Raw genomic sequence first — 24,054 nt, 5'->3', positions numbered from 1 at the left:
AGGCTCGCGCGACTCTTGGCCTTGGCCGGGACAGCGGGCGGCCAGGGAAACACTGCCGGTTCGATGGGGGCAGTTCGTGCCCTGACGGCAATGGCGGCGGCGTTCGCCCAGACGTCCGCCCGCTTGGCTGCAATCCGCGGGTTCCATGGGACCGTCGCAGGGTTGGCCACCCTTGGCGCACGGTTCGCCCGTGTGCAACCGCTGGCGGCACAGGCGACTGGTACGGCAATCCTGTTAGGGCGGCTGGTTGGCCGGCGCGGGCTGTCTGGCGTCGCTGCGGGTTGGTCGGAGATCGTTGGCGCCCTACTGTCCGCGTACGTGACGCCGGCGAACCGGATCCTCTCCATCCGTCGAGAGCCCCGGACTCTGGTTTTAGGGGCCGAGGTTCGCACCCTCTTTGCGCGTCACGAGGATCGCGCGCTGGTGCCAGCCGCAGAGGACCGGACCGTTGCGGTGCCGGCGGAGACCAGGAGCATCGACGCATGACATTCGCGAAAGACCCAAGTGCCATCCTCGACTACTCGGTGGACTGGTCCCGGTGGCTCGCCGGCGACGAGATCGCGACCAGTGAGTGGATCGTACCGGTTGGATTGGCGAAGGCGAACAATACCAACACGACGACCAAGGCAACGGTATGGCTCTCAGGCGGGGCGGCGGGCCAGAACTACGCGGTAACGAACCGGATCACAACGACCGGTGGCCGCACCGAGGACCGCACGATGACGATTCGAGTGGAGGAACGCTAATGTTGTCGCTGAAACCAGGAGTCCGCATCACTGGCGTGCGGCCGGAAATTCTGCTCGCCATCCTTGCGGCAGAACGCGCCTACGCAGAAGCCGGCTGCGAACTGATGGTCACGTCCTGCATCGAAGGCAAGCATTCGGTCGGTTCATTCCACTACGCGGGCTCTGCGGCGGACCTCCGCACCAACAATGTCCCCGCGGAGAAACTCCAGGCACTGGTCGCGAAGATCCGCGCCGCGCTTGGCGGCGATTTCGACGTCGTCCTCGAGGCGGATCACCTGCATCTCGAATTTCAACCCAAGCAGCCTCTCACCGCATGAGCGACTTCATCGGCAGCATTGCGGTTCCGGAAATCGCGCCATCCGGCGTCTTCCCCATCGTGTCGGACCTCCCGCATGGCCGCGCTCAGCGGCGGCAGGTCGTGGTGCATCAGTTCGGCACCGGGAATGCCAAGATCGAGCAACGCTTCCTGCTCGGCGCCGGCGCCCGGAGTTTCATCGTGCGGCGGGCATGGCTGCGGGATTCCGACAGACTGGCGTTGCGCAACTTCTGGGAGTCGAAGTACGGGCCTTACGGGGCGTTCACCTACAACGCGCCGCACGATGACGGAACCGGCACGACTGCGTGCACCTGCCGGTTCGCTAACGAGCCGCTCTCCTGGGAGATGGTCGCCGATTGGGCCTGCACGGTCGGCGTGACCCTTGTCGAGATCCCCGCGTCCAATCCGACGTATCCGCTCAGCTCGACCGTCACCCGGTTCCCACCCCAGGCACTGCAAGATGCGCTGCTCTCTCAAGTCCAGCAGGTCATCCCGCTCATCAGGATCCAGCCTCTGCAGAGTGGCTATCCCGCCATCTATGTCTCTGATCGGCGCTGCACCATCGGCTCGCAATTGTACCTGCCGCGGCTGGTCGACTTCGACGGTATCTCCCAGGCGATGGGCAACGAGGCCGACGATGCCGCCTTCACCTTCGGCAACGCTGATCGCGTTATGCGGGATCTCGCGAATGACGTCGACCTGTTCCGCGCGTCCATTGAGTTCTCGCTTTACCACGTCGGCGCTGGGATCAAGCTCGATCTCTGGAGGGGCGACATCGTCAACTGGTCGCTCGACGCCGGTCCGGAATTCAAAGTCACGGCGGCCGATGGCCTCTATGAACTGAATCTGCCCTATCCGACGCGGAAGATCTCCCGCACCTGCTGGAAGCCCTTCAACTCGCAGGCCTGCCCTTACGCGTCAGCGGGAGCGCTGGACCTGGTTCACTTCCCGACTTCCGACGCGGCGAAATGCGACAAAGGCTACGAGACCGACAACGGCTGCCTCGCCCACGGCATGAAGCGCTACTACGGCGGGCTCATCGCCGAGCCGCAAGGCGTTCGGATCAAGGACAACTCCACAGGCGTCTGGGGGTTCGGGCGGTCCAGCCTCACCAGCGTTTCTCTCATTGCGGATTCGATCTACGACCAGGTCGTGCCCGAGATCTACACCGACGGCGAGATGCCGGTGAACTGCAAAGTGGCGGCAGGTCGGGATGAGAGCGACTTCTATGAAGCCATGGGAATCGTCGGCGAGGGGCCGCTCGGTGCGTTCACGCCAGCGCACTACGAGGATCTCGACAACGACGGCACCGCTGAGACGTTCGTCGGAAGTACGCTTGACGGTCAGGCACACCACGGCTATCCGACGAACAACTATGGCCTGCGCCAGTGCCTCGGCGCCGATCCCGCCGGCGCCACGGACTTCTTCTCGTTGGATCAATCCGGCAACACCACCGGCGGCGACTGGCGCAAGGTCTTCTCCGGCAACTCCACCTACAAGGACAGCTTCGCCGCCGGGACCGCGTTCGTCGTAATCCGGCGTAGCGACGCCAAGGGCCTGCAACTGTCGAAGCCCGGCGACCACGCCATGATCGCCAACGTGCAATCAGGCATGAGCGGCTGGGTGTGGACCTCACTCGGCGTCCGCGTGTACGGCCCGCCTCTGACCAATCCCGTCTGGATCGCCATCAACATGCTCTTCCGTGCGCGCGGCCTACGCCTGGGCGCGGGTGCCACCACGCAGCAACTCGACCTGGCGGAGAGCCTGTTCGATGTGCAGGCCGCCATTGACGCCGCCGCCATTTGCGACAAGTCGGTCACCGCGCTAGTCGGACCGGGGAGCGAGACGCAGTTCAAGTTCCGAGGCGTGCTGCAGGAGGAGAAGCCCCTGCGCGACTGGCTGCAGGAAGCGTTGATGAACGGCCTCGGCTACTACACTTTTGCCTTCGGCAAGCTGAAGCTCGGCATCCGCGAGAACTCGTCGGCCGCCGAGGCATTCACAGTCGGCAATATCCTATTCAACTCGCTGCAGCTGGCGCCGCTGAAGCCGAGCTTCAACCACCTCACCGCCAACTTCGCCGACCAGGATTACCAGTTCGTCAACAACTCGGTCACGGTCTACGACATTGACTACGCTTCGCAGATTGGCGGCGCCGCAGGCCCATTGTTCCTGAAGTCCAACGTGAACCTCTCCGGGACGGCGTCCAAGTCGCAGGCGGCGCGAATCATCAGCGTGCGTCTGCGAGAGGAGTTGGGCGGCACGTCGCCGGCGGAATGGAAGGCCGCGCGCCAGTTGTCATTCCGGACCACCGTGCTGGCCCTCAACACCGAGCCGGGGACGGTCTGCTCGATGACGCATCCGGACATGCCCGGTAGCTCCGGGGAGTTTCGCGTCACCTCGTGGCGCCTTAACAAGGATTACTCGATCGACATCCAGGGTCGGACGACCACGGATTCCATGTACGACCTGGTTGCTGGGCCGAAACCCGCCGACGTCGTTGCGTCTCCCGTGCCGCAGGAGGTTCTGATCGACACCGGTGTGCCCGGCTTGGTGACGGCGACGCCCATGCTCAGCGACTACGGGTCGTTTGCCCTCGAAAACATCGAGGTGCAACCGGACGCCTCCGGCAACGCGAACATCGTCAGCGCGGAGGAAGTTGCGCTTTCCCTCTACTACGTGGATGAGCTGACCACGGACCTCTGGGCGATGTTCGACGGGGATGTGAACGCCGCAACCGATCCGCTCACAGTCGACTGCACGGTCAATCAGAACACGGCCCGTGCGTTCCGTGTCGGGGATTTCGTCATCATCAACGATGAGGCGACCGACCCGGACCACAGCGGCCGCCGGTCTTACGAGTGCGCCCAAATCGTCGGCCCGGGCGACGTGGGCGATGTCGTCCCTACGGGTGAGTTCCAATTCCAGCGGGCCTATCCCGGAGTGCCCGATGGCCAGGCGACCTTCGGCACTCTGCGTTGCGCACACCAGGCTGGCGTCAAGTTCTACAAGCTCGACCTGAAGACCTTCACTTACAGCGTGAAGAAGGGCTTCTTCCGCACGCCTGGACTGCCCGCGCGCATTGAGGCGAAGCTGCCCTCGGCGTGCATCGTGGCCGCCGTTGTGAGCGTCGCGAACCACTTCGGCTACGGGCCGTTCACGGTCATTCCGCTATCGCACCACAACGAACCCCTGATGCCGGGTGAGCGAACCTGCTCGGGCGGCGCCTACACCTTCCAGATGCCCAGTGCGCTTGCGGCTCAGGATGATGTGCCGATCCCGATGCGCGTGCACGACCCGGCGTCGATCCGCTGCATCTTTGCCTACTTGCAGACCGGCACCAGCGACGGTTCATGCGGGCTGCGCGTAAAGTATTCAGCCGATGGCGGCGACACGTGGCTGACCCTCGAGAAGATGGGAATCGCGCAGAACGTGGGCACTCCCTTCAAGACGACCTATGATCACCTGCTGGCCGGAGGCTTCGGGCCACCGGAGTCTCGCCGGCTGCCATACCGCGACTACGGGCTCATCAACACCCAGGACATCGTGGCCAGCCCCGACGCGCAGGTGATTTCCACCGCGTCCTACGATGGCACCACCACCGGCCTGGTCGAGTTCGACTTCGTGTTCTTCGACTTCGGCGGGCCCAACGAGGAGTACGTCTACATCCAGAGCCTCGATCCGCCGAACCAGACCTTCACTGCCGTGGTGAGGAAGGACCACCCGGCAGGAACCAAGCTCAGTCCGGCGGTCTGGCCCACGCCGGTGTTGCGTGAAGGCTACAACCTCTCCTTCGACATCCGGCCAGTGGCCTCCCCCAATCCCGGATCCGATCTGACCGTGGTGATTCAAACGTAGATGCCCGAGCCGATCCACATGTTCGATCCCCGCAGGACTGTCCAACTGCAGGGCTTCAGCGGGAAGGCCGCCACCACCACTATCCATGACGCTACCGAGACTGGCTTCCAGATCTCCGGCATCTTTCAGGCGGCCGAGGACTTCGCCAACGTCCAATTTTTCAGCGCCTACGACTACTACAATCACCTTCGTCTGAAGCCGCTGCCGGTCACCGACGTCTCCGGCGTCACCTTGCAGTTCGACATGCAAGTGCTGCCGGTGAATGGGGAGGAAGGCAACGTCCGGCCGGACTGCGTGAAGTACCCATCGGTCGGGTGGGACAAGTTGACGGTCACCACCGGCAACGGCGACATCTACGAAGTCCCGCTGATGGCCCACTGCACGGTCCTCTCCGGCGGCTTCACGCCCGGCTCATTCCAGATCGGCCTTGAGGATAAGGAGGCTGAGGATTTGGATGCGCTCATCGGCGGGCCCACGCCGGGCCTCACCGACGCCGCCTATGTCTACTTCATGGGGACACGGTGGTCCTGCAACTCGGTCGAAGCCATCGACTACTGTGGCCTGGAGACGCAACTCAAAAGCGACATCGGGCAGCCCTACCTGACGTCGTGTGAGCAGACGATCTGGTGGCAGGACGATTCCGAATATTGGCATTGGCTGTATGCGAACGGCTACGGCTTTGGCATCAAGGAGAGCGGCGCCACCGACTCGGCGGACATCGCCTCGCGCCTGGCCTCGATGCTGGATATCTCCAGTTGGGATGTGACCGCCTCGGCCAGCGGCAACGTCATCACGGTGGCGCTTGAAGCCGGCGTCGTCGGCCCAGTCAGAGTGAGCAGTTCGGACGGTTCCGGGCCAGCCGTCCTCGTGGCCCTTCGCGAGCCCGGCATCGTGACCGCCAAGGTGAATTCTTCGGCAGAGATCATGCCGGGTGACTACGTCGGCATCGACATCGGCACTGATCGCGACGAGGTGGTGAAGGTGCTCTCGGTGGGCCAAGGTACTTTCACAGCCAATTTCAAACAGATGCATCTCGGCACGAAGTTCCCGATCACGTGCCGCGTTCTTCCGCGATCTCGGCACTTCGGGCGCGTTCTGAAACAACGCATGATCGACAGTTCATTGCCGGACTACGGCGAGCAGCCCAACGCACTGACCCTTCTCGGCGGTGCGTTCGGCACCACGAAGACCGGATTCACGATGACGGCGGTGCTTGCTGGAGCACTTGGGCAGTCCGGCCGCGAGGCAAACGGGATTCCGGTTCGGCAGTCAGTGAACGGGGACAACGTCATCGTCAGTCTCCCAGACGGGGCATCGTCGTCAGCCAGCATGATTCAGGGCGCGCGCAGCGACAGGACGTACCGTTTTCAATTCCCCTTCGGCACACTGACTGGCTTCAAGAACGGCGACCGGCAGTCGCTGGTGGCCGTGCCGGCGACGGACATCGTGAAGATCCACATGACGTTCGCGCCGCGTTTCGAGGATGTGGAGTATGGCCTGGCGAACGGAGGGCTTCTGCTTCAGGCCGTGGCTGCATCTCTGGCAGGAACTCAGGAGGAATGGCAACTCGCCGAGGCCGCCGCGATGTCAGGAGGCACCAAATACTACGTCGGCAGTGCGGCTTCGGAAGAGCGCATCACGTGCCTGGCCAACTTCGGCTTGGTGAAGCCCGATCCCGAGGAGCCAGGTTCCTGGTACTACCGCATCCTGGTGCGCCGCGGCGAGGACTCCTCCATTTCGCAGGCGTGGGCGGCAGGCACACCGGTCCAGTGGATCTCAACCATCACCGGCACGCGATCGGATGTGGAGTGGCAGGTCTCGATCTCGAACATCACTCTGTCCGGGCCCACCGCGTTGCAGGTCGGAGGTCCCAGCGAAAACGACCGGATGGAGGAGTCGAAGTACGCGACCTACGCCGGGTATTGGGAGGAGGCGCCGTATGGCGCGGGCTGGTGGAGCGGCGGCCACGCGAGGCGCTGTGCGCCGTCCGCCGCCGATGATCTCCGCAGCGTCACCGTCACCTATCAGCGCGACGCCATCCATGACCTCTATGTGGGGACGTGGCTCGGAACGAGCGCCGGCAAGATCCAGGTCGTCATCGATGGCGGTGCGCCGCAGGTCTTCGATCTCTGCCTCAACGACTACAACGGGCTCGCCGCGATGAAGAAGATCGGCGGTGGCATCTCGCCCGGCTCCCACACGGTCCAGATTACGGCGCTGTTCGACAAGAACCCGAGCAGCTCCGGCTATTACTTCTACTACGACTACCTCTGGCCGTTGATTCCTCAAGACGTGCCGGAGGCACCGCAGACATACGAAAACGTCTCGCTGGCAATTGATTTCGACACGGACCACGGGTACAAGAAGCCGCCCGCCTGGCACGTGTGGCACCTCGATAAACTCGGTTTCCGCGGCCATGCCGACGTCTACATGGGCGTCTTCTGGAACAACAAACGCCGGCGTGTCGAGGCGACCTACCCGAATTGCACGCTGCAGGTCGGCTCGTGGGCCCCTGATGATCCGTTCTGGATCAACGTCTCCGGTACGACTCTCTACTTCGCGCCGGGCGCCGGGCTTGGAGACGGCGACGTCGCGGCGCAGCTTCGCGCCATGCTGAACGTGACTTTCCCCGGCGTGTGGTGCACTAGCAGCGGCGGCACGATCAGCATCTGCTCGCGCGCGCCCGGCTACGTCTTCACCATCGACACCAGCGCAAACCTCACCGTTCTTCAGGGCGCGCCGAGCCTGTCCACGCCTGGGGCCGAGGGCGATTGGGAGATGATCGACACAATCTCGCCTGTCATGACGCAGGGCGTGCGCAACTGGATTCGCGACCTGGCAACGCAGTTCTGTCAGGCCGGCATCCCAGCGAGCTTCGCCTTTTCCATGGAGTGCTACCGCCCGCCCGCGGCAATGGCGGCGCGCTACTGGGACGGCGCCCCCGTCGATCTTCCGGTACCGTCCACGCAGATGCATTTCGGCTCGCGCGTCCGGGCGTACTTGAAGCAGATGTACAAGGAGTGCGCGGACCAACTCGCGGCTGCCGGGCTGCCGATCGTCCTGCAATTCGGCGAGACGCAATGGTGGTACTTCCCGAACTCCACCGGGATGCCTTTCTACGACGAGGGGACCAAAGCAGACTTCCTCGCCCAATTCGGGCGCTCGCTCCATCACTTTGCGGCAAACACGGACAATCCGGAAGACGACAGGCAGGCCGCCGACTTCCTGCGCGACCGGATTTGGGAATACTGCGCCGAGGTCATCGCCTACGTGCGCCTCTATCATCCGACCGCCGTCTTCGAGTGCCTGTGGCCGCTCGATGCCAACCAAGGCAAGCCTGCACCCGACCCCGGCTTCCGCCGCCTCAACATGCACGTCAATCTGCCGGAGCAGTGGAAGAACTCCGGGTACGGCGTCAAGTACTTCCGCTGCGAGGGCTTCGATTACGACGTCTGGCAGAAGAACACGTCGTTGATGAAGCAGACGATGCGATTCCCACTGGAACTGGGCCGCCCAGGCGGCGAGTGCATGTACCTGGCTGGAATCTACGGGGTGCCGGATCCGCCGCTCCTGCATGCGTACTCCATGTGGACCCAGACCGAGATCGGGTCGCTGTGTTTCTGGGCGTTTGACCAGTTCGCCCTGAACAGCAGGCCGGTGCCACTGACAGCACTCACTGGCCGGACGCCGCAGAGCGCGATCTACCACAAGCCGCGGGCGGTGCGCGCCGAGCCCCTCATCCTGGCAGTGCCTTTCGCGCCCTCGGCTGACGGTGCACTCAACCGATTCGCCTGCAACAAGAGGGGCCTCAATGCCTAAGTTCCCGACCGCGATCGACGACGCCTCGAGCCTGTTCACGCCGGTGGACGCCTTCCAATCGAAGCCGCTGGAAACCACGGCCACCAACGCGATCGGTGCCGGCGACTCGACGATCAGCGTGGCATCCACCTCTATGGGCTTCGCCGACACCTACGGCATTCTCTCAATCGACGACGAGCTCATCATCTACGCGGCAAAGACCGCGAATCAGTTCACCGGCTGCATCCGCGGCGCCTTCGGAACCGCCGCCGCCGTGCACCAGAACGGTTCCACCGTCCGGGCCAACATGGTTTCCGGCTTCTTGACGGCGCTCCAGTCCGCGGTTCTGGCCATCGAGAACGAGCTCGGCGCGGTTTCCGCGCGCAACTACGTCCGCTCAGCCGGCGACCAGGTCGTGACCGGCAACAAGACCTTTCAGGATGGCGCTCAATTTGGATCCGGGGCGAAGTCCGGCACCGGCCTCGTCCGTCTGCCGAACACCGGCGGCGTGAAATGGCGGCGGGCCGATGACTCGGGCGACCTCGGCATGGCTCTGAACGCGCAGAATCATCTCGCCATGGACGCCATCGTCGATTTCGCGCCCGGGCAGACGTTCGGCGCTTTCTCCTATCCGGACGCCGGCTACGCGAGCAAGGGGATCGTGCAGGTTGATCCAGCCGGCGGCCTCGCTGTCGAGTCGGGTGTGCTCTCGTTGCCGCCCTCCGGTGCCTCGCCGGGCGCGTATCCGAAGGTAACAGTCGATGCCAAGGGCCGGGTGACCGCAGGAGCAAGCATCGCGGCGGCCGATCTACCGGAGCACACCCACACCGCCAGCGACATCGTGAGCGGCGAGTTACCAGTGAAGGTCCAGAAGGACGGGACCGATATCGGCACGCGCCGCGCCATCAATCTGGTCGAAGGCACGCGCGTTACGATAAGCGCGGCCGACGATCCGACCAACGACCGCGTTAGTGTCATCGTGAACGCGGCGCCGCCCGTCGCGGGAGAAATCACGAATGCCCTCGGCTACGTCCCCGCCGACCGCGCCGGTGACCACTTCACCGGGCCCGTCGACTGCGGTCCACACCAAACGATCGGCGGCCCGCTGGAGAACATGGCGAAGCACTCTGAGAACTTCGCCGCAGCCGCGTGGGACAAGAACGGCGGCTCGTGCTCCGTCACCTCGAGCGCCATCATCGCGCCGGACGGCAACCACACTGCGGATGCGGTTATCGCCGTCACGACGACGCCCGTCATCCAGCAGCAGGTCGCAGGCCTCACAGACGGCGGAACCTACACCTTCTACATCTGGGCCCGCGTCCTCTCCGGCACGCGCAAGATCTCACTGGCCATCGTCAACAACGCCTATGCGGCCTACCTCGCCGGTCCCACACAGGTGACCCTGACGACCTCCTGGCAGCGCTTCAATGTCACCGGCACGCTGGCGAGCGGCCAGACCGGCCTGTGGATCGTCGCCCGCCAGTTCGCCGGCAATGGCGACGACTGGACCACGGGCGACATCAACCTTTGGGGCGCATGCCTCCAGCAAGGGGCCGACGCGCAGAAAGCCTACGCTCGTACTTGGACCTCCCAAACGCCGCACATGGCCTCCGGCGTCGCCGTCGGCCCGATCGTCATCGCCGCCTCGGACAACACAACCTCTCCCATCAAGGTCACTGGCCCCGGCTCCAACCTCGCCGACAGCACCCTCCTTGAACTCACCGCCAACGGCGAACTAATCCTTGCTGGCGGCTCCGGCAACGGCTACCGTTTCGCCGAACTTATGGAGGCTTCCAACCCAACTGGCTGGTCAGGCGTGATCAAGGTGAAGAATAGCGCCGGCGTCACTTTGGGGTATATCCTCCTGTACTCTAGCCCTTGACACGACGATTGACTGACCAACTCCCATCCACTCGTCAGCGGTTTTCAGTCACCCTACTCGTGTTCGCCCTATTCTGGCCCAGGAGATAACCCTAGCTTAGCCTTTGTTAGCGCGGGGCCTCTCCTCGGCCCCCTGGGGTTTCTCGATCTGACGGGCACTGATCAGGTGATTGTCGGCGGTGAGTCCGGGAGGGGATTCCGGGCGTGCGACGACGCGTGGGGTCGGCAGATCCGCGATTCATGCGTCTCGCAAAGCATCGCCTTCTTCTTCAAACAGACTGCGGCCAGGCGCGCCGGAACTCGGCCCTATTTGGTCGAAGACAATGGGTCCTGCTGGACATGGCAACCAACGCCTGGACGGCTTCTGCCCCCGATCGAAGTTGATCCGCCGGGCACAGAACTGCCAGTTCTGGATTGAAGATAGCCACACTCCTCCGGAGGACTACAGTAACTCCTACTCCTCTTCAACCAGCAGGCACGACGGACACCACTCCTCCGTTCGGAGGCCTGTTTTCATCACTTCTCGCTGATGAAGTTCGCCGACCTCTCTGTAGAGCGGATCTTCCAGCGGCACGGTTCCCAGGGAATCGAGGAATACCTGCGGCCTCCGGCCGAAGCCAGCTTTATCCAAGGGACCGATTAGAGAGTTGTAGTCTTTCCTGAGTCCGCAGTACTTGATTAGATCTGCCGTTCGCTTCGGGCGGGTGTAGTAATCGAGATCAAGCCACCAACACAAGAACAATGCCACCGCGACCTTCTCCGGCGATCGCTGGCCGAGCAGGCGAGTGTAGCTGAGCCCAGCTGAACTGTTGTCCGTTACTACCTCATCAAACTTCTCGAAGGCAGGACCCAGCGCTTGTCGAATCTCACACACCTTGCTATATAGAAACGTGGCGTCGTCCACGGTTGACGCCCCTTTTAGGTCGGCGAGGTACTTCGCAACAATGGAGGTGTCGCCCCCGTTGCTCCACCGAACACCTTTTGGCTGCAAAACATCTGCGAATAGCGAGGGTAATGCGATGGAATCTTCGCGATACCCCCGCTTCAACGACAATGAACCTTCGTCCAACAATCGAATCTCAGCCGCCTGCTTCGACTGGGCGGCAGCCAACAGCCGGTCAAGTTCCCGAGTAGCAATTCGGATGTCTCCACATGCGACGCTCTCAATAAGCTTACTGCGATATCTGTCAACCAACTGGGGCCAAACGGCCTTCGGATTCCCCTTCGGAGCACTCGGGATCCACCGCGAGAAGTACTCCGGGATCGCTGCGAGTTCATAGCCGTCCCATCGCCAAGTCTCCTCCTCTTGCGTGCGCTCATTCCACACAATCTCAGACCTACGCTCCATTGCGCACAGCAGCCCGAAGGCGAATATCGCCACAGGATCATTGGCTACGGATCCTGGATCGCCACTATGTAGCGACCAGACAAAGGGCCACCGCGTAAGACCCTGACGCGCCACGAACGGCAGCGCGTGCAGGAGGCCATAAGGATTAATGTTCGTCTGCGACTCAGCATGGTACTCCGGGTCCGTGTCATCGATCTCAAATTTGATGTCTATCAGCAGCACATCAAACTCCGGCGGCGTGCCGGTTCCCCACAATCTCATATGTTGGTGCCAAGACTGTAGGCAGTCAGTCTTCTTGCCGACAAGGCCTTCGTCTAAGGTGACAACCTCGATCAAGTCAGAATCAGGTTTGGCGAAGTCCCACTCGTCATTGATAACAAAGAGCTTCAAGCGTCTACCCTTCATGTGCCGTTTTCCTCCTGAAGTTCAAGCGTGCCGGATAGAATGTGCACGAGGACATTGCATACTGCCCTGGTCCGGGCCTGTGGGGATTCGCGTCGACGATTACGGGCGCCTCCAGCCGAATGGCATCGCCAAACTCGCGATAAACGTTCTGAATCCGATCCAGAGAGGTAACCTTCTGTAGTTTCCCAACGAACGGATTCCACACTGTGACTGTCACTGACCTACTGGCACTGTCCGTAGACACTTCGTATTCAATCTTCAGGCCGCCATGGGCGCGCATAAAGAATTCACGCTTTGACGGGTTCAGTACCGCGCGCGCGGCATTTCGGCAGAGTTCAGCCAAACCAGCTAAGAACGCGGCGGCCGGGATTTCCTGCTCGGCCTCGGCGTTGAATGGCGAAAAGCGAGAAATGGGATTCCTATGTTCCGCACGGATGACATGCGGACCATCAGCGTCGATCATGGTGATCGCAAGTTCGTTATCACGATCCACAGCTAATATCGCCTCGGCAGCAAGCTGTCCGAATGCTGCGCCGAGTTCCCTCAGATCAGATTGGCTGAACGAGCGCGGCCAACCAGACCGAAACTTAGGTGCGAGCCACTCCAGGGGTAAGCAACCTTCAGTCGATTTAGCCAGGACCGAGAATAGAGAGCCGATGCAATAAAGCGAATCAACTTCTCGATCCAACCGAAGGGCCTGCGAACGAGCGCCGGCCGTATCCCCTGCCCAGAGGCTATCGATCAGAGCCTGCATCGGAAGGGTTCCAAGGCGGTTCTTGAGATCGTGTCCAAGCATAAAAGACGCATCAGCGAGCACTTCCTTGGTTCGTGCCCGTTCCCGAATCGCTGCGGCCGCAAGCTCCGACAGAAAGTGGGCAAAGAACAATTGTTGCAGGGGGGTCAACGGTTGGAATGCTGAGCTAATCACAACAAAGCGCTGAAAGGTCGATCCCGACCAGTGTCTGAGGGAAGCTAGTTTGCTGACATCCATGGAATCGATGCATGTGCGGATAAAGTCTGGGCTTGTGGCGTCGGGCACCCTCACGTCTGCACTCATCGTGAACACTCGGCCGCTAACAATTGTCCCGAGTGTCTCCTCCAACTTCCGATCATCACATTTTTCAAACCGGACTACATCGTCGCCCGCGATCGTAAGGAGGCCGACCTCCGAGCCGTTGTCACCCGCAGCCGGCTTCGGAATATCCAGGATTACTAACGGCCGGAGCCTCCCGTAAAGGGTGCCGTCGGAGATGATGTCACGGAGGTACGATTGAATCCTAACGTCGTCAAGTCGAAGATCAATAGTCTGCCCCTCCATCGACTTTTCCTTCGCCACAATTAGTGAATTCAGGTGCTCCCGAATGAAGTCCCCTTCAGCGGCGCCGTCGGACCCACGACTTCGACTCGTGACACCAAGGGGCCAAACGAAACACACGTCTTCCGGGAAGGTATTGCGGTGTCGTGTCCAGCGCGTCGTTGGCACCCCCCCTCTCGACGAGCCAGGGCAGGCATACAGATTCGCAAAGAGAAGATGCAATGTCCCAAGTCCTGCAGATGACATACGCTTCCGCCACGCTTCAGCGTCATTTGTACCGCGACGGAAGTTCAACACCAAGTAATCATCGATCTTCAGTGGTCGCAGCAGTTCCCGCAGTTCCAGCATGCAGCCTAGATCTCCGGCGGCTCGTCGCAACGGTTCCGTCAAGAAGATATGGTCTGGCTCGTTCTCCGCTTCCGGGGCGGATCCCAGTGAAAACAGCACGAACTGAAAGAGATCTGGGCGGTGCGACCACGAGCGAAGAGCAGCGAGTATGGCTCGCGTCGGGCCGTCCCCGGTCGGTCCTGCCGCCGAGTGGAGCGGACGGCGAGGGAAGCCGAGATCGTCAGGTACAGGCTCGAAAGGAGGATTGCAGATAACGAGATTGGGAGACCCCCACGATTGGTACTGAGCCGGGTCGGTAATGTCTCCGCGATCAAACCTCACACGATCAGCAAGACCATTTAGTTGTGCGTTCGCTCGGGCGAAATCCAATGCGCGCAAGGAGATGTCGATGCCAAGTCCTCGAGCACCGCGCCTAGCTGCTTCAATCAGCAGGATTCCGCTGCCAGTCCCAAGATCCAGGACGTAATCCCCGGGGCGCGCCTGGCAAAGGTTGCTGAAGAATCGAGTTTCGACGTGAGGACAGAACACTTCGAACTCATCGAAGTCCTGCTCTCCGCCGGGCCAGTCGCTTAGGTAGTAGTGATCCTCCCATGTTGTGAGCAGAAAGGGGCACCGCCACTTCCCATCTGGTAGTTGTTCCAGCAACCCAATATCGACCAGGGTTTTTACGTTCCCGTCCTGCTTGTCCCAAGCTTCAATGGAGTTACCGTGTTCATTCAGGAATACTCGTCGAAACTCATCTGGGCGTTCTATGCGCACGGCGTCTATCGCTGCCTTGGCAGCGCGTGCGCTTGTTCCATCGTGCAACGCGACCGGTGAAGGCTTCTGTTTTGGCTGAATTGTCATTTCGCTCTTATCTCACCCAGGGAATCGCCATCTTGTACGGCTGGAAAGCAACGGCCATTCCAGTTACGAAATGCCTCGTGGAGGACTCCGTCTCGAAGAAGGCGCTGGCTCTCTTCAAAGCTCGGATAGTGCACTTTCGCAGCAGCTACGGCAGGAACCGCAGCGGCATCTCGCGCAAGCCGCCGAACGGTCCGTCCCACAGCGTCTCCAAGTATCTCGATCTGTGCTTGCGGTATGACGAGGAGTGTCCACAGATCCTGCCAGATCGTGGCAGGCAGGGGGCGCCTCTCGAGGCGAAACCATTGCCACATGCTAAGCAGGCGGCGCGCGAATCCCAAGTCGGCGATACATGCGTCTGCTTCCCCGTCGGCGACTGCCGCGATACACGCAGAGCGACTGTCCTTCATGGCAACGCGAGACGGGAAGGCCGTTGGATCCAACCTTCTTACAATTGCCGCCTCCAATCCATCGCCAGGAAGCAACCACTGTAAACTTGACCTAGATCGGGCCCGCGGGTGCAAAAGCACGTGCTCGCAGATCGCCGACGTCGTCGGTCGAGAGAATGCGTGAACGACTTTGAGGTCAAGGTCTTGCAGCCGGTGTTCTAGCGTTGCGAGCGCTTGAATGGTTAAGAATGCTCCGTGAGCGCGGCCTGATCGAAGTGCGGTGAGCCGGTCTTCGTCGCTTAACCCGGGCCAGAACTCGTAGGCCTTGGTGCCCTGACGCATCGATGTCTTTTGAACGGGCACATAGCCGCTCCACGTGCCCGCAGCAAACGTCAAATGGGTGCTGCGGAGGAGTCGGACGAGACTCTCTCGGTCAAGCGGTCGGCTGGCAGTCTGACTGTCGTAGAGCACACCAATCCCAGCTGGCCCGAGTACAACAACACGATCCGCAACGGCTAGGGCCTCGTCGACATCATGGGTGACAATGAGATACGTTCCACCCTCAGTCTCATGGAGCTCACGGATAAGCGACTGGAGTTCTCTTCGTGTGAGCGCGTCCAGCGCTCCCAGCGGTTCGTCGAGTAGTACCGGATCAGGGTCCATAGCAAGGGTGCTGGCCAACGCGAGCCTCTGCAGCATCCCGCCGCTTAGATCCAGTTCTGGCGGGCGAGCGTCCTGCCAGCCGAACAAGCCGACGCGCCCTAGATAGTAGTTGGCCCTCTCTTGCGCGATCGGCGCCGCAGTACGTATGCCCTGAGCGATATTGTTGTTCTCGGGATTCATTCCGAGTCCTACGTTTTCCGCCACCGTCAGCCACGGCAACGTTGGAAACCTTTGGTGCATGAGGCCGGCTCGCCGTCCGACTCCATCGCTAGCAGTCTCCACACTGATGGTTCCGCTATCGGGCAGTTCAAGCCCAGAAATCAGTCTTAGTAGCGTGGACTTCCCACAACCCGACGGCCCGAGGAACGCAGTGAAACTACCGGCATCAATGCGAAGGTCCAGCTTCGAGAAGACGACCAAATTGCCGCCACCAGGCAAGGGGTACTGTTTAGAGACCCCAGAGAGAGAAATAGCCGTTCCTTTTCGGCGTGAAGGACTTCCGCCAGCCAGCCAGTGACTGCTCATGTTCTCCTCGCCTTCTGGTCGATAGCCGACAGAGCATACGCCCAGCCGAACATCCTGTGACCAGCAAACCGCATCACCACATCGGACAGTACGCCCAGCAGCCCGACAATTGTAATCCAAACGAGAACTTGATCCGTGCGTATATACCTTCGGGACACCTCGATCGCGTGGCCAAGGCCGCCTTCGCTACCCATGATTTCGGCAAGGGTTACGTAGCTCCACGCCCATCCGACCGAAATCCGCAGATTGTCCCATATAGCGGGTGCTGCGGCTGGAATGAGGATGCGCCGTATCAACTGCGACCGGCTAAGGCCCTTTGTGCGGCCGAGATCGAAGTACACCGTCGGCACGCGCCTAACGGCGTCGGTGTTAGCAACAACGAGATGAAACGCTGTACCTAGGAACACGACCAGTACAGCGCTGGCGTCTCCAGTACCGAGCAAGAAAATGGCGAGGGTGCTGAAGCCTGCTACAGGCAGGTACCGAATGAAGTCGTTCACCGGCTCAAAAGCGCCTGCGACCGTCCTGAGCCTGCCAAAGATAAAACCTAACGGCACAGCGACAACCGCGGCCAGCAGGAACCCGGCCAGCACGCGGAAGCTACTGACAGTGATGTTATGAAGCACGTCTGAGAATGGCAATTCCAACGCAGCCGCAGCTACTTGAGCGGGACGCGGGTAAAGGCGGGTGATGGTGGTCTTGGGCAGATCGTGCTGTCTAGCCTTCGACACCCACTCAGCACCAACCCACCAAATGAAGAGAAGCCCAGCGAAACCGATGACCCAACGTGAAGAGCGCATAAACCAAGACCTCTTTGGATTGGAAGATTAGCTCAAGGCACTATCAGGGATGAGTCGATGTAACGCTGCGCAGGGACCGTGGTGCTCGTGACACCCGCCTCCTTCCAAAGTGAGGAGGCCTGATCGAATACCTTGAAGATCGGAGCTGTGCCCGCAGGCGAACCAACCATGTATTCCCGGTTCTTGGCAAGGTCGTAAAAGCGGATTCCGGCGACAATGTCCTTTACCTCTTCCGGCTTAAGTTTGTACGCGGCTCCGATGATGCGATTGCCTTCGTCAGGTTGCGTCTTGTACCATTCCAACGCCTTAAACCACCCATCAATAACCTTCTTAACGTCGGCCCTTCGAGATAACAGGACTTCGTCCCTCATTACAAGCGTGTCGACGATCGTCCCCGGCATTTCAGCGGTTGTTAGGAGTTTTTTCCCGCCTGTCATTCCGGCAGCTTTGGAAATCCACGGCTCCCAAGTTACCGCGACATCTAGGGTTCCAGACACGAACCCGCTCCCCGCCTTGTCGGCGTCCAGGTCCAGGATCGCTACTTCGTCTGGTTTGAGTCCATGCTTCGCGAGTGCAGTCAAGAGCAGGAAGTGTCCGGGGAGACCTTTCTGTACCGCAACTTTATGTCCTTTTAGGTTTGCCCAAGTTATGTTCTGCCGCGCGACTATACCATCTGCGCCGGCGGATTCATCGAAGCACATCACAGTCTTGCCTGTCACCCCGAAGGTCGCGTCGATCGCGAGGTTGTCGACGCTGCTCGCGTACCCGTCCACTTGGCCGGCCAACATGGCAGACCGTCTGGCACCGGCATCCTCAGTGAACGCGATCCCGACGTTCAGCCCATCGAAGAAGCCCTTCTCCTGTGCTATGAACAGGGGTCCCCATCCTACCCACGAGTTGACTGTCAATTCCAGCGGGGCTGAAGCAGCCGAGGGCGGGCCCGGCTTCTGACATCCGTCCAACGCCAAGATGGCGGCGAAGGTGAGAATCGAGACCACGACACGCCTTCTGCGCTTGTTCTGCATGAGACCTCCGGGGCCGACGTCTGGTTTGAGCGACACTAGCCTAGCGTAACAAGGGCTGCCCATCGATCGCTGAATTGCGCTGAAGCCATCGCAAGTATCAGAGGTGAAACAGGTTATGTGGTTGTGGATCAGGCCGCTGCCCTTGCCTCAAGGAGAAGCAGCCGCAGGCGCGGCTACTTCGCCGCTGCTGATACACCCTGCTGTGGAGTTCCGGACGCTGGAACAACCAGCAGCCGAGGCGAATCGACGTGCGACCAGACAAACTCGAGCGGGAGACGGGTGCTGTTCATCAGATACTGGACATCCGATTCCTTCATGGCCGTGTTCAACCCAATCAGCGGCTTCTGCGGATGCCAGCGCACCTCGCCGCAAATGGAACACCGCTGCAGCGTTGCGCTGATCCGCTGCAGCAGGTCCGGGCGGCCAATCCGGGACAGATCGACGACGATAATGCGTGATCCCGGAGTGAACCCGAACTCGCGTGGATCAACCCTGAGCGCAGCCTGTTGAATCGCCTCCTGTTCCCGATTCTGACGGGCTTTCAGGTTATTCTCCACGCGTATTTCCGCCACACGGTTTGCGGCCTCCTGATAATTGAGGCCCCGCCAGAACTGCATCGTCATCTCCATCATGCCGGCTCGCTCCACGCGCAGGCCCCGGTGCTGCATCTCCAGCATCAACATGGCCTTGTCAGCGGGAGGGAGGGGTCCCGGTTGCCTGCCAATCTTGAACCCATCCACCAGCATGAATCGACGAAGTTCGTCCTCCAATTCCAGATCCGTCAGTCCGCCGAACTCCTGCCGCACACGCTGCTCAAGAGCCGCATCGCGCCGGAACTGCGAATCGATACGATGGACCGGGAGTTTCAAGGCTGCACCGAGGATTTGGATTAGATTCACGGCCATCGAGTCATAAATCGCGTCTGAAGAGTCTTGAGTAATCCGCAACCGGGAGCCCAACCCGAAACCGTTCCCGCCCACATACAAATCCACGCCCCGGTTGCTCTCTGTTTGTTCGACGAAGATGCGGTACCGAGCGCTCGCGCCCTCTACGTCCAGAGAATCCCAAGTCTCTAGCGTCAGCGCGATGGTAATTGCAGTCACGGTGCTGCCTCGATCGAAGCTAGCGCCGCCGTTCGTCGCGGTCTGGCCGCCGCCCCCTTGACCGTCCAGACGCCCGTTACGCCCCTTCACCACCACCTGTTCTGCGCCCACGATTGAGCCCACCAGACGGAAGTTTGGCTTCGGCGGCGTCCCGCGCTCCCGCAGCAGTTGTGGCAGTACGAACCCCGATGAACCAGTCGAAGCCGCGGCTTGCGGCAGGGTGCGGAAGGTGCGAAACACGCCGATCTTGGCCAGGACGTCGCGGGCGTATTGACCGATGTCGTTCGGGTACTTGTCGTTCATGGAGATATTCCCGAGGTAGTCGATCTCAATGACGATCGGTCCATAGCCCATGGGGATTCCATAAGCGAGTACAAGCTGGCGGAACTGATCGAGCGTGACGTCTACCGGGCGGCGCACCTCGATCGGGCGCGGCAGCGGGGACGTCTGGCGTAACGCTTTCTCCAGCCCCTTGTCGCCCGCCCACGCTGGCGTTTTGCCTGTGACGGCCACGACCAGCATCATGATGCCGATGAAACGCTGCTGCATGATCATATCGGTTCCTCTATTCCTTCCTTGTGATCTTGACCTCCCCGAGGGTGATATTGGTGTTCACCTGGAGGTTGTTCAACTTGCCGTCGAGGATCGCCGTCCCGATGGCGAAGGGCGCCTTGCCGGTCGTCGTCACGAAGAGCGGACGTTCGAGGTCGACAACGATCTCCAACGTCCTCACATTCTCCTTAGGCGTCACCACGGCAGGCGCGAGCCGTTGAGCGACTTGAGCGGGTGTCTTACCCACAAGGTCCGAATCTCTCACCGAAAAATAGCGTGTTCCGGAGCCGTCGACCTTCTCCCCGAGAACGCGAGAACGATTCACCACCATCGTCAGTGTTCCGGCGATAGTTACAGGCAGGGCCGTTGTCGCCACCGGTTTTGCCACGACGGCGCCTAGAACCTTGGTGGTGTGCTGCCCCCGCAGCATCGCCCCGCCAAGAATCGCAATTGCCAAGACGAGACGCAGAATAGAGTTCCTCATGAAGTGTTCCTTTTGCTGACTCTGAAAGGGCCGCGGTGACCGTGCACCTTGAGCCACCGCGGCCGCTTGGCTATTTGGCGATGATGCCCCCAATCACGCCGACAGAACGGTTGCCCAGGATAGTCACGGGGGAGCCCGTCACGGTCGTGATGTTCGTCAGCGCGCCGTTAACCGTGGAGCCGGTTACCGCTGTTCCGCCAACCGACGCCGAAGATCCGTTCCCAACGATGCTGATCGGAGACGCAGTTGCGGTGGTGATGTCCGTTACCGCGCCGTTGATCCGGGCGTTTTGAACCGTGACCCCGCCAATGGATCCGCTCGAATTGTTGCCCACGATGCTGATGGGCGACTCCGAGGCGGTGGTGATGCTGGTGATGGCGCCATTCAACGTCGAGTTGAGGACGCTGGCGCCGCCGATATAGCCGGTCGAGCTATTTCCGACTATGGAGATCGGTGACGCCGTGGCCGTCGTGATGTTGGTGATCGCGCCGTTCACGGTGGAGTTCTCAACATCGATCGAACCGATGCGTGCGTTCGATCCATTCCCGACAATTGTCATTGGCGACGCGGTCGCCGTAGTGATGTCGGTGAGCGCCCCGTTGATCGTGGAACGCACGATGGTGGTCGAGCCCAGACGGGCGGTGGAGTTATTTCCCGTAATGGACAGCGGGGACCCGGTGACCGTCGTGATGTCGGTCACCGCTCCGTTGATTGTCGACTGAGCCATAGCCAGGCCAGCCAGAACGGACAGCACGAGGGCCATCCGGATGAACGTCTCACATTTGCCTATCATTTCCATGCTCCTTTGTTCTCGCGAATCCACATCTCATTACTTCGACTTACCTTGCCCACTGAGTTGCTTCAACTGCTCGAAACGCCGCACCAGTTCGTCAGGGTCGCTCAGAATGCGATCGGCCTCTTTGAGCTTGTCCTTGTCGTCCAGACCTGGAGTGCCTGCCGTCGCTGTGGCGCGCTCGCTGGGCCTGACCGCCCCGCTGGGAGCGTTCCGCCCTTCACCAAGTCGGTCATATTCCCGGATCGTCTGGTTGTCGTGCTCGGCCTGGTCGATCCATTCCAACTGGCCAAACTCATTCATGCACTGCGCGTTGTAGAACTTGGTGTTGCCGGCTTCCCGCTTGACCATCCACAGGAACAACGCTTCCTTCTCGCGCATTTGGCGGGCCATGTCCTTCGCCCGGGCGGCTGCCGGACCCGGTTGCTCGATCCGCTCGTACAGAGCTATGGTGTCCCGCAGTTGCTGCATGAAGGTGGGCAGGCCTTCCAACTCCGCCTTCTCCACGCCGTTCAACGCCGGCTTTGCTCTCAGCTCCGCTTCGCGACGGGTCGCATCTTCCAGGCTTCGCCTCGCTTCCGTGGCTTGGGGCGATGACCCCCTCGCGGCGCCGGTGGAAGCCTCGTACTCGTCCGCCGCCTTCGCTGCTTTTTCCGCGGCTTCCGCGTAGATCTTCGAAGCCTGGCGACTGAAATCACCCTTCACCATGCACGCCATTAATCGCAAATGGATGAATGGCGCTTCCGCGATGAGCTTGGAGCCCAAATCTGAGCCCAGCCTCTCACGCAGGATCTTCTCCGCACCGACGATCACTTTGAGCTTGTCCGACCGTTCGGCGGAGGCGGCATCCCTCTGGTCGGCGAGGTCCCGCACGGACTTGTCGTACTGCTGGGCCCACAGCGCGGCAGTCAAGGTCAAAAAAATCCCGATCTTCGGCATGGTTGTTTGTCCTCCCTACGAGTGCCCGACCAACGTCACGGTAAATGCCCGTCCTCCAGCGAGACTCATCCGAACGCGGGCTTCTTGCACCGAGTCCGCTGATACGCCCTGCTGCTTCAGCGCCTCCTCCGTCAAGGAGCGGAGCACGGCGAATAGATCGCCCGGATACAGGGCCCAAACGCGCGGGCGGAAGCCGAGTTCGAATTCGGCCTGCCGGAGGGCTTTGTCGAACTCCGCCGGCAGACCTACCACCTCACGGACCACCACGCCTTGCGCCACCACCCCTGGGCTCAGGTGACCGGTCTGGAGGTCGTACAGCAATGCCTTCCCGCGTGGGCGCTGGCTGGCCATGGCAAGAGGTACGCCGTAGGCCCGCAGCACCGGCAATGACTGTTCCGCTACGATGGCGAAGTCGAGGCCTTGGCCCCGTTCGACATAGTCGCGCCACTGCGCGGTCCCGGGGATCACGGAGGCCGTCGAGCGCATGGCGTGCTTCACGGCGGATCCGGCGGCGTGAGCGGTCCGCCTTCCACCACCGGCGCGCACCACTTTGAACGTGGGCGCCGGAGCTAGGCGAGTGACCCGGAACGCCGCGATGCGAGGAACCGGCGGCTCGATGTCCAGCAATAACGGCCAGACCCCTTGGTAGAAGATCACCAGCCCCAGGGTGCCTGAGACCACGCACAGCCCCCACAACGTGGGCCAGGGCCGGTATGGACTATCGATCGTCGCGAACATTGATCCCCCTTTTTGCGAACTCTTGCCTGCTCCACTCCAGCCGATCCTGAAGCGGCAGGTCGAGGATTTCGTTGGCGAGTTTGACGGAGCGACCATCTTCGACAGCGGCAGGCGCAACCTGTGCCAAGGCTTGCGCCACAGAGCGGGCCCGGTGTACACTCGCCGGCTTGCGCTTGTTCGACGCCGGAATAGTTGGTGTCGGTGGCGCCGTTGGTGCCGCCTGCGGTTTGACTGGCTCCGTCGGGCTGGGCTTCGGTTGTTCCACGGCCGGCGTCGGCGTCGCAGGCGTCAGCGTCACGCCGGTCTTGCCCGCTTGCTGGTCGCCGCTGCCACAGCCGGATGCGAACAGGACGACAGCGATCGCAATGATGAAGAGGAGACGATTCATTGGTGTTTCTCCCTATCCCGGACCGTGACAGTCGCTGCCGCTGTCCCGGCAAGGCTACTGCCACTGGTGGTCTTCGCTAGCGCGTCCAGTTCGGATATCACCTCTTCGCGCCGGCGGTCGTCGTGGAGGGACTTGATCTTGTCCGCCAGCACCTTTGCCAGCTTGACCTTGCGATCGATCTCCTGCTGCAACTTGTCGATCTGCGCTTTTAGCGCGGCCCGCTCGGGGGTAGGGACGCGCAGTCGAGCGTTGAGGTCGGCCTTGACAGCGTTCGCGCCTTCTTGCGCGTCGCGGGCCACCCAATCGAGTGTCACCGCTAGCGTCGGACTGACGAACTTGCGGGCTTCGGCGCGCTCAATCTGGAGTCTGGCCGCGAACGCCTCGCGCGCGCGGATCTCTTCTCGCAGTGCCGCATTCGGATCGGCGGAGTATTTCCTCCGAAGGTCGTCCAGTTCCGCCTGCAGTCTGGCAACGTCAGCCTGGATCGCATCCTGCTGGCCCAGGAAGTACGCCAAACCGGTTTGGCCTGAGTCGGCCGGCACCGCCTGGACCGACGCCGGACTGGATTGCTGCTGGCCAGGCAATTCGATTGATTGGGCCATTCCGGTACCGGCGATGGCCAAGCAGAGCAGGGCAAGGCACAACGTGCTGCCAATACGGTCTGCGTTCAGGTACACAATGCTCATCTGTTTACTCCTCTCTCGACGTTGAACTCCTTGCCCGCTTTCGTGGGCGACGCGTTGCTGTTCCTCTCGGAGTTCATCGTGTTATCTGCTGTTCGATCCTCGCATGAGACTCCA

The 24,054-nt window shown here is 61.3% G+C and carries 19 protein-coding genes and 1 pseudogene; 8 read left to right on the top strand and 12 right to left on the bottom strand.

Translation table 11 applies throughout. The features are described 5' to 3' along the window. Positions 1-63: 63 nt before the first annotated feature. From IRI77_RS36500 to IRI77_RS38810, 7 genes are read left to right on the top strand one after another with little or no spacing between them, the layout of a single operon-like run. Entirely contained in the window at positions 64-486 is a 423-nt protein-coding gene (locus IRI77_RS36500) for a hypothetical protein (RefSeq protein ID WP_194449842.1), read from the top strand. Continuing rightward, positions 483-746, top strand: coding sequence for a phage fiber-tail adaptor protein (locus IRI77_RS36495; RefSeq protein ID WP_194449841.1), 264 nt, complete (start codon positions 483-485; stop codon positions 744-746). The genes IRI77_RS36500 and IRI77_RS36495 overlap by 4 nt, the downstream gene beginning before the upstream one ends. Then, positions 746-1,063, top strand: a complete 318-nt coding sequence (locus IRI77_RS36490) for a hypothetical protein (RefSeq protein ID WP_194449840.1) — start codon at positions 746-748, stop codon at positions 1,061-1,063. Before IRI77_RS36495 ends, IRI77_RS36490 begins: the two co-directional genes overlap by 1 nt. Continuing rightward, positions 1,060-4,917 carry a phage tail protein gene (locus IRI77_RS36485; RefSeq protein ID WP_194449839.1) on the top strand — a complete coding sequence of 1,286 codons (3,858 nt, stop codon included), beginning with the start codon at positions 1,060-1,062 and terminating at the stop codon, positions 4,915-4,917. Before IRI77_RS36490 ends, IRI77_RS36485 begins: the two co-directional genes overlap by 4 nt. After that, on the top strand, positions 4,918-8,736 hold the full coding sequence (locus IRI77_RS36480) for a non-contractile tail sheath protein (RefSeq protein WP_194449838.1): 3,819 nt from the start codon (positions 4,918-4,920) through the stop codon (positions 8,734-8,736). Continuing rightward, positions 8,729-10,597 (top strand): phage head spike fiber domain-containing protein, encoded by a 1,869-nt coding sequence (locus IRI77_RS36475; protein ID WP_194449837.1) that lies wholly within the window; start codon positions 8,729-8,731, stop codon positions 10,595-10,597. The genes IRI77_RS36480 and IRI77_RS36475 overlap by 8 nt, the downstream gene beginning before the upstream one ends. Before the next feature lie 12 nt (positions 10,598-10,609). Then, on the top strand, positions 10,610-11,014 hold the full coding sequence (locus IRI77_RS38810; RefSeq protein ID WP_194453923.1) for a DUF5131 family protein: 405 nt from the start codon (positions 10,610-10,612) through the stop codon (positions 11,012-11,014). Between the two features lie 36 nt (positions 11,015-11,050). Here IRI77_RS38810 and IRI77_RS36465 read toward each other — a convergent pair whose 3' ends face one another. Both IRI77_RS36465 and IRI77_RS36460 read right to left on the bottom strand, forming a co-directional pair. Beyond that, on the bottom strand, positions 11,051-12,349 hold the full coding sequence (locus IRI77_RS36465) for a hypothetical protein (protein ID WP_194449836.1): 1,299 nt from the start codon (positions 12,347-12,349) through the stop codon (positions 11,051-11,053). After that, positions 12,339-14,858, bottom strand: coding sequence for a methyltransferase domain-containing protein (locus IRI77_RS36460; protein WP_194449835.1), 2,520 nt, complete (start codon positions 14,856-14,858; stop codon positions 12,339-12,341). Before IRI77_RS36460 ends, IRI77_RS36465 begins: the two co-directional genes overlap by 11 nt. 782 nt (positions 14,859-15,640) lie before the next feature. Here IRI77_RS36460 and IRI77_RS38455 point away from each other — a divergent pair. Continuing rightward, a complete protein-coding gene (locus tag IRI77_RS38455) occupies positions 15,641-15,763 on the top strand; it encodes a hypothetical protein (RefSeq protein ID WP_267239362.1) in 123 nt (40 codons plus the stop codon). A gap of 120 nt (positions 15,764-15,883) precedes the next feature. Here IRI77_RS38455 and IRI77_RS38805 read toward each other — a convergent pair. The 10 genes and pseudogenes from IRI77_RS38805 to IRI77_RS36410 form a co-directional block, all read right to left on the bottom strand. Beyond that, positions 15,884-16,432: pseudogene (locus IRI77_RS38805) on the bottom strand (ATP-binding cassette domain-containing protein); the annotation flags it as partial. Further along, positions 16,429-17,232, bottom strand: coding sequence for an ABC transporter permease (locus tag IRI77_RS36450; protein WP_194449833.1), 804 nt, complete (start codon positions 17,230-17,232; stop codon positions 16,429-16,431). The pseudogene IRI77_RS38805 and the gene IRI77_RS36450, both read right to left, overlap by 4 nt. 32 nt (positions 17,233-17,264) lie before the next feature. Continuing rightward, the gene (locus IRI77_RS36445) at positions 17,265-18,257 is read right to left on the bottom strand and encodes an ABC transporter substrate-binding protein (RefSeq protein WP_194449832.1); all 993 of its coding nucleotides are present in this window, start codon (positions 18,255-18,257) and stop codon (positions 17,265-17,267) included. A gap of 173 nt (positions 18,258-18,430) precedes the next feature. Beyond that, entirely contained in the window at positions 18,431-19,909 is a 1,479-nt protein-coding gene (locus IRI77_RS36440; protein ID WP_194449831.1) for a hypothetical protein, read from the bottom strand. A gap of 16 nt (positions 19,910-19,925) precedes the next feature. After that, positions 19,926-20,396 carry a hypothetical protein gene (locus IRI77_RS36435; RefSeq protein ID WP_194449830.1) on the bottom strand — a complete coding sequence of 157 codons (471 nt, stop codon included), beginning with the start codon at positions 20,394-20,396 and terminating at the stop codon, positions 19,926-19,928. Positions 20,397-20,466: 70 nt separating this feature from the next. Further along, the gene (locus IRI77_RS36430) at positions 20,467-21,189 is read right to left on the bottom strand and encodes a hypothetical protein (protein WP_194449829.1); all 723 of its coding nucleotides are present in this window, start codon (positions 21,187-21,189) and stop codon (positions 20,467-20,469) included. A 36-nt stretch (positions 21,190-21,225) separates the two neighbouring features. Continuing rightward, positions 21,226-22,128, bottom strand: a complete 903-nt coding sequence (locus tag IRI77_RS36425; RefSeq protein WP_194449828.1) for a hypothetical protein — start codon at positions 22,126-22,128, stop codon at positions 21,226-21,228. A gap of 15 nt (positions 22,129-22,143) precedes the next feature. Then, the gene (locus tag IRI77_RS36420; protein ID WP_194449827.1) at positions 22,144-22,866 is read right to left on the bottom strand and encodes a hypothetical protein; all 723 of its coding nucleotides are present in this window, start codon (positions 22,864-22,866) and stop codon (positions 22,144-22,146) included. Beyond that, positions 22,847-23,254: a hypothetical protein gene (locus tag IRI77_RS36415; RefSeq protein WP_194449826.1), complete on the bottom strand. Its 408-nt coding sequence runs from the start codon at positions 23,252-23,254 to the stop codon at positions 22,847-22,849. The genes IRI77_RS36420 and IRI77_RS36415 overlap by 20 nt, the downstream gene beginning before the upstream one ends. Further along, the gene (locus IRI77_RS36410; RefSeq protein WP_194449825.1) at positions 23,251-23,940 is read right to left on the bottom strand and encodes a hypothetical protein; all 690 of its coding nucleotides are present in this window, start codon (positions 23,938-23,940) and stop codon (positions 23,251-23,253) included. The genes IRI77_RS36415 and IRI77_RS36410 overlap by 4 nt, the downstream gene beginning before the upstream one ends. Positions 23,941-24,054: the final 114 nt, after the last annotated feature.

It is taken from the genome of Paludibaculum fermentans (assembly GCF_015277775.1).
GTDB lineage: Bacteria > Acidobacteriota > Terriglobia > Bryobacterales > Bryobacteraceae > Paludibaculum > Paludibaculum fermentans.
This window is presented reverse-complemented; position numbering and strand designations above follow the sequence as displayed.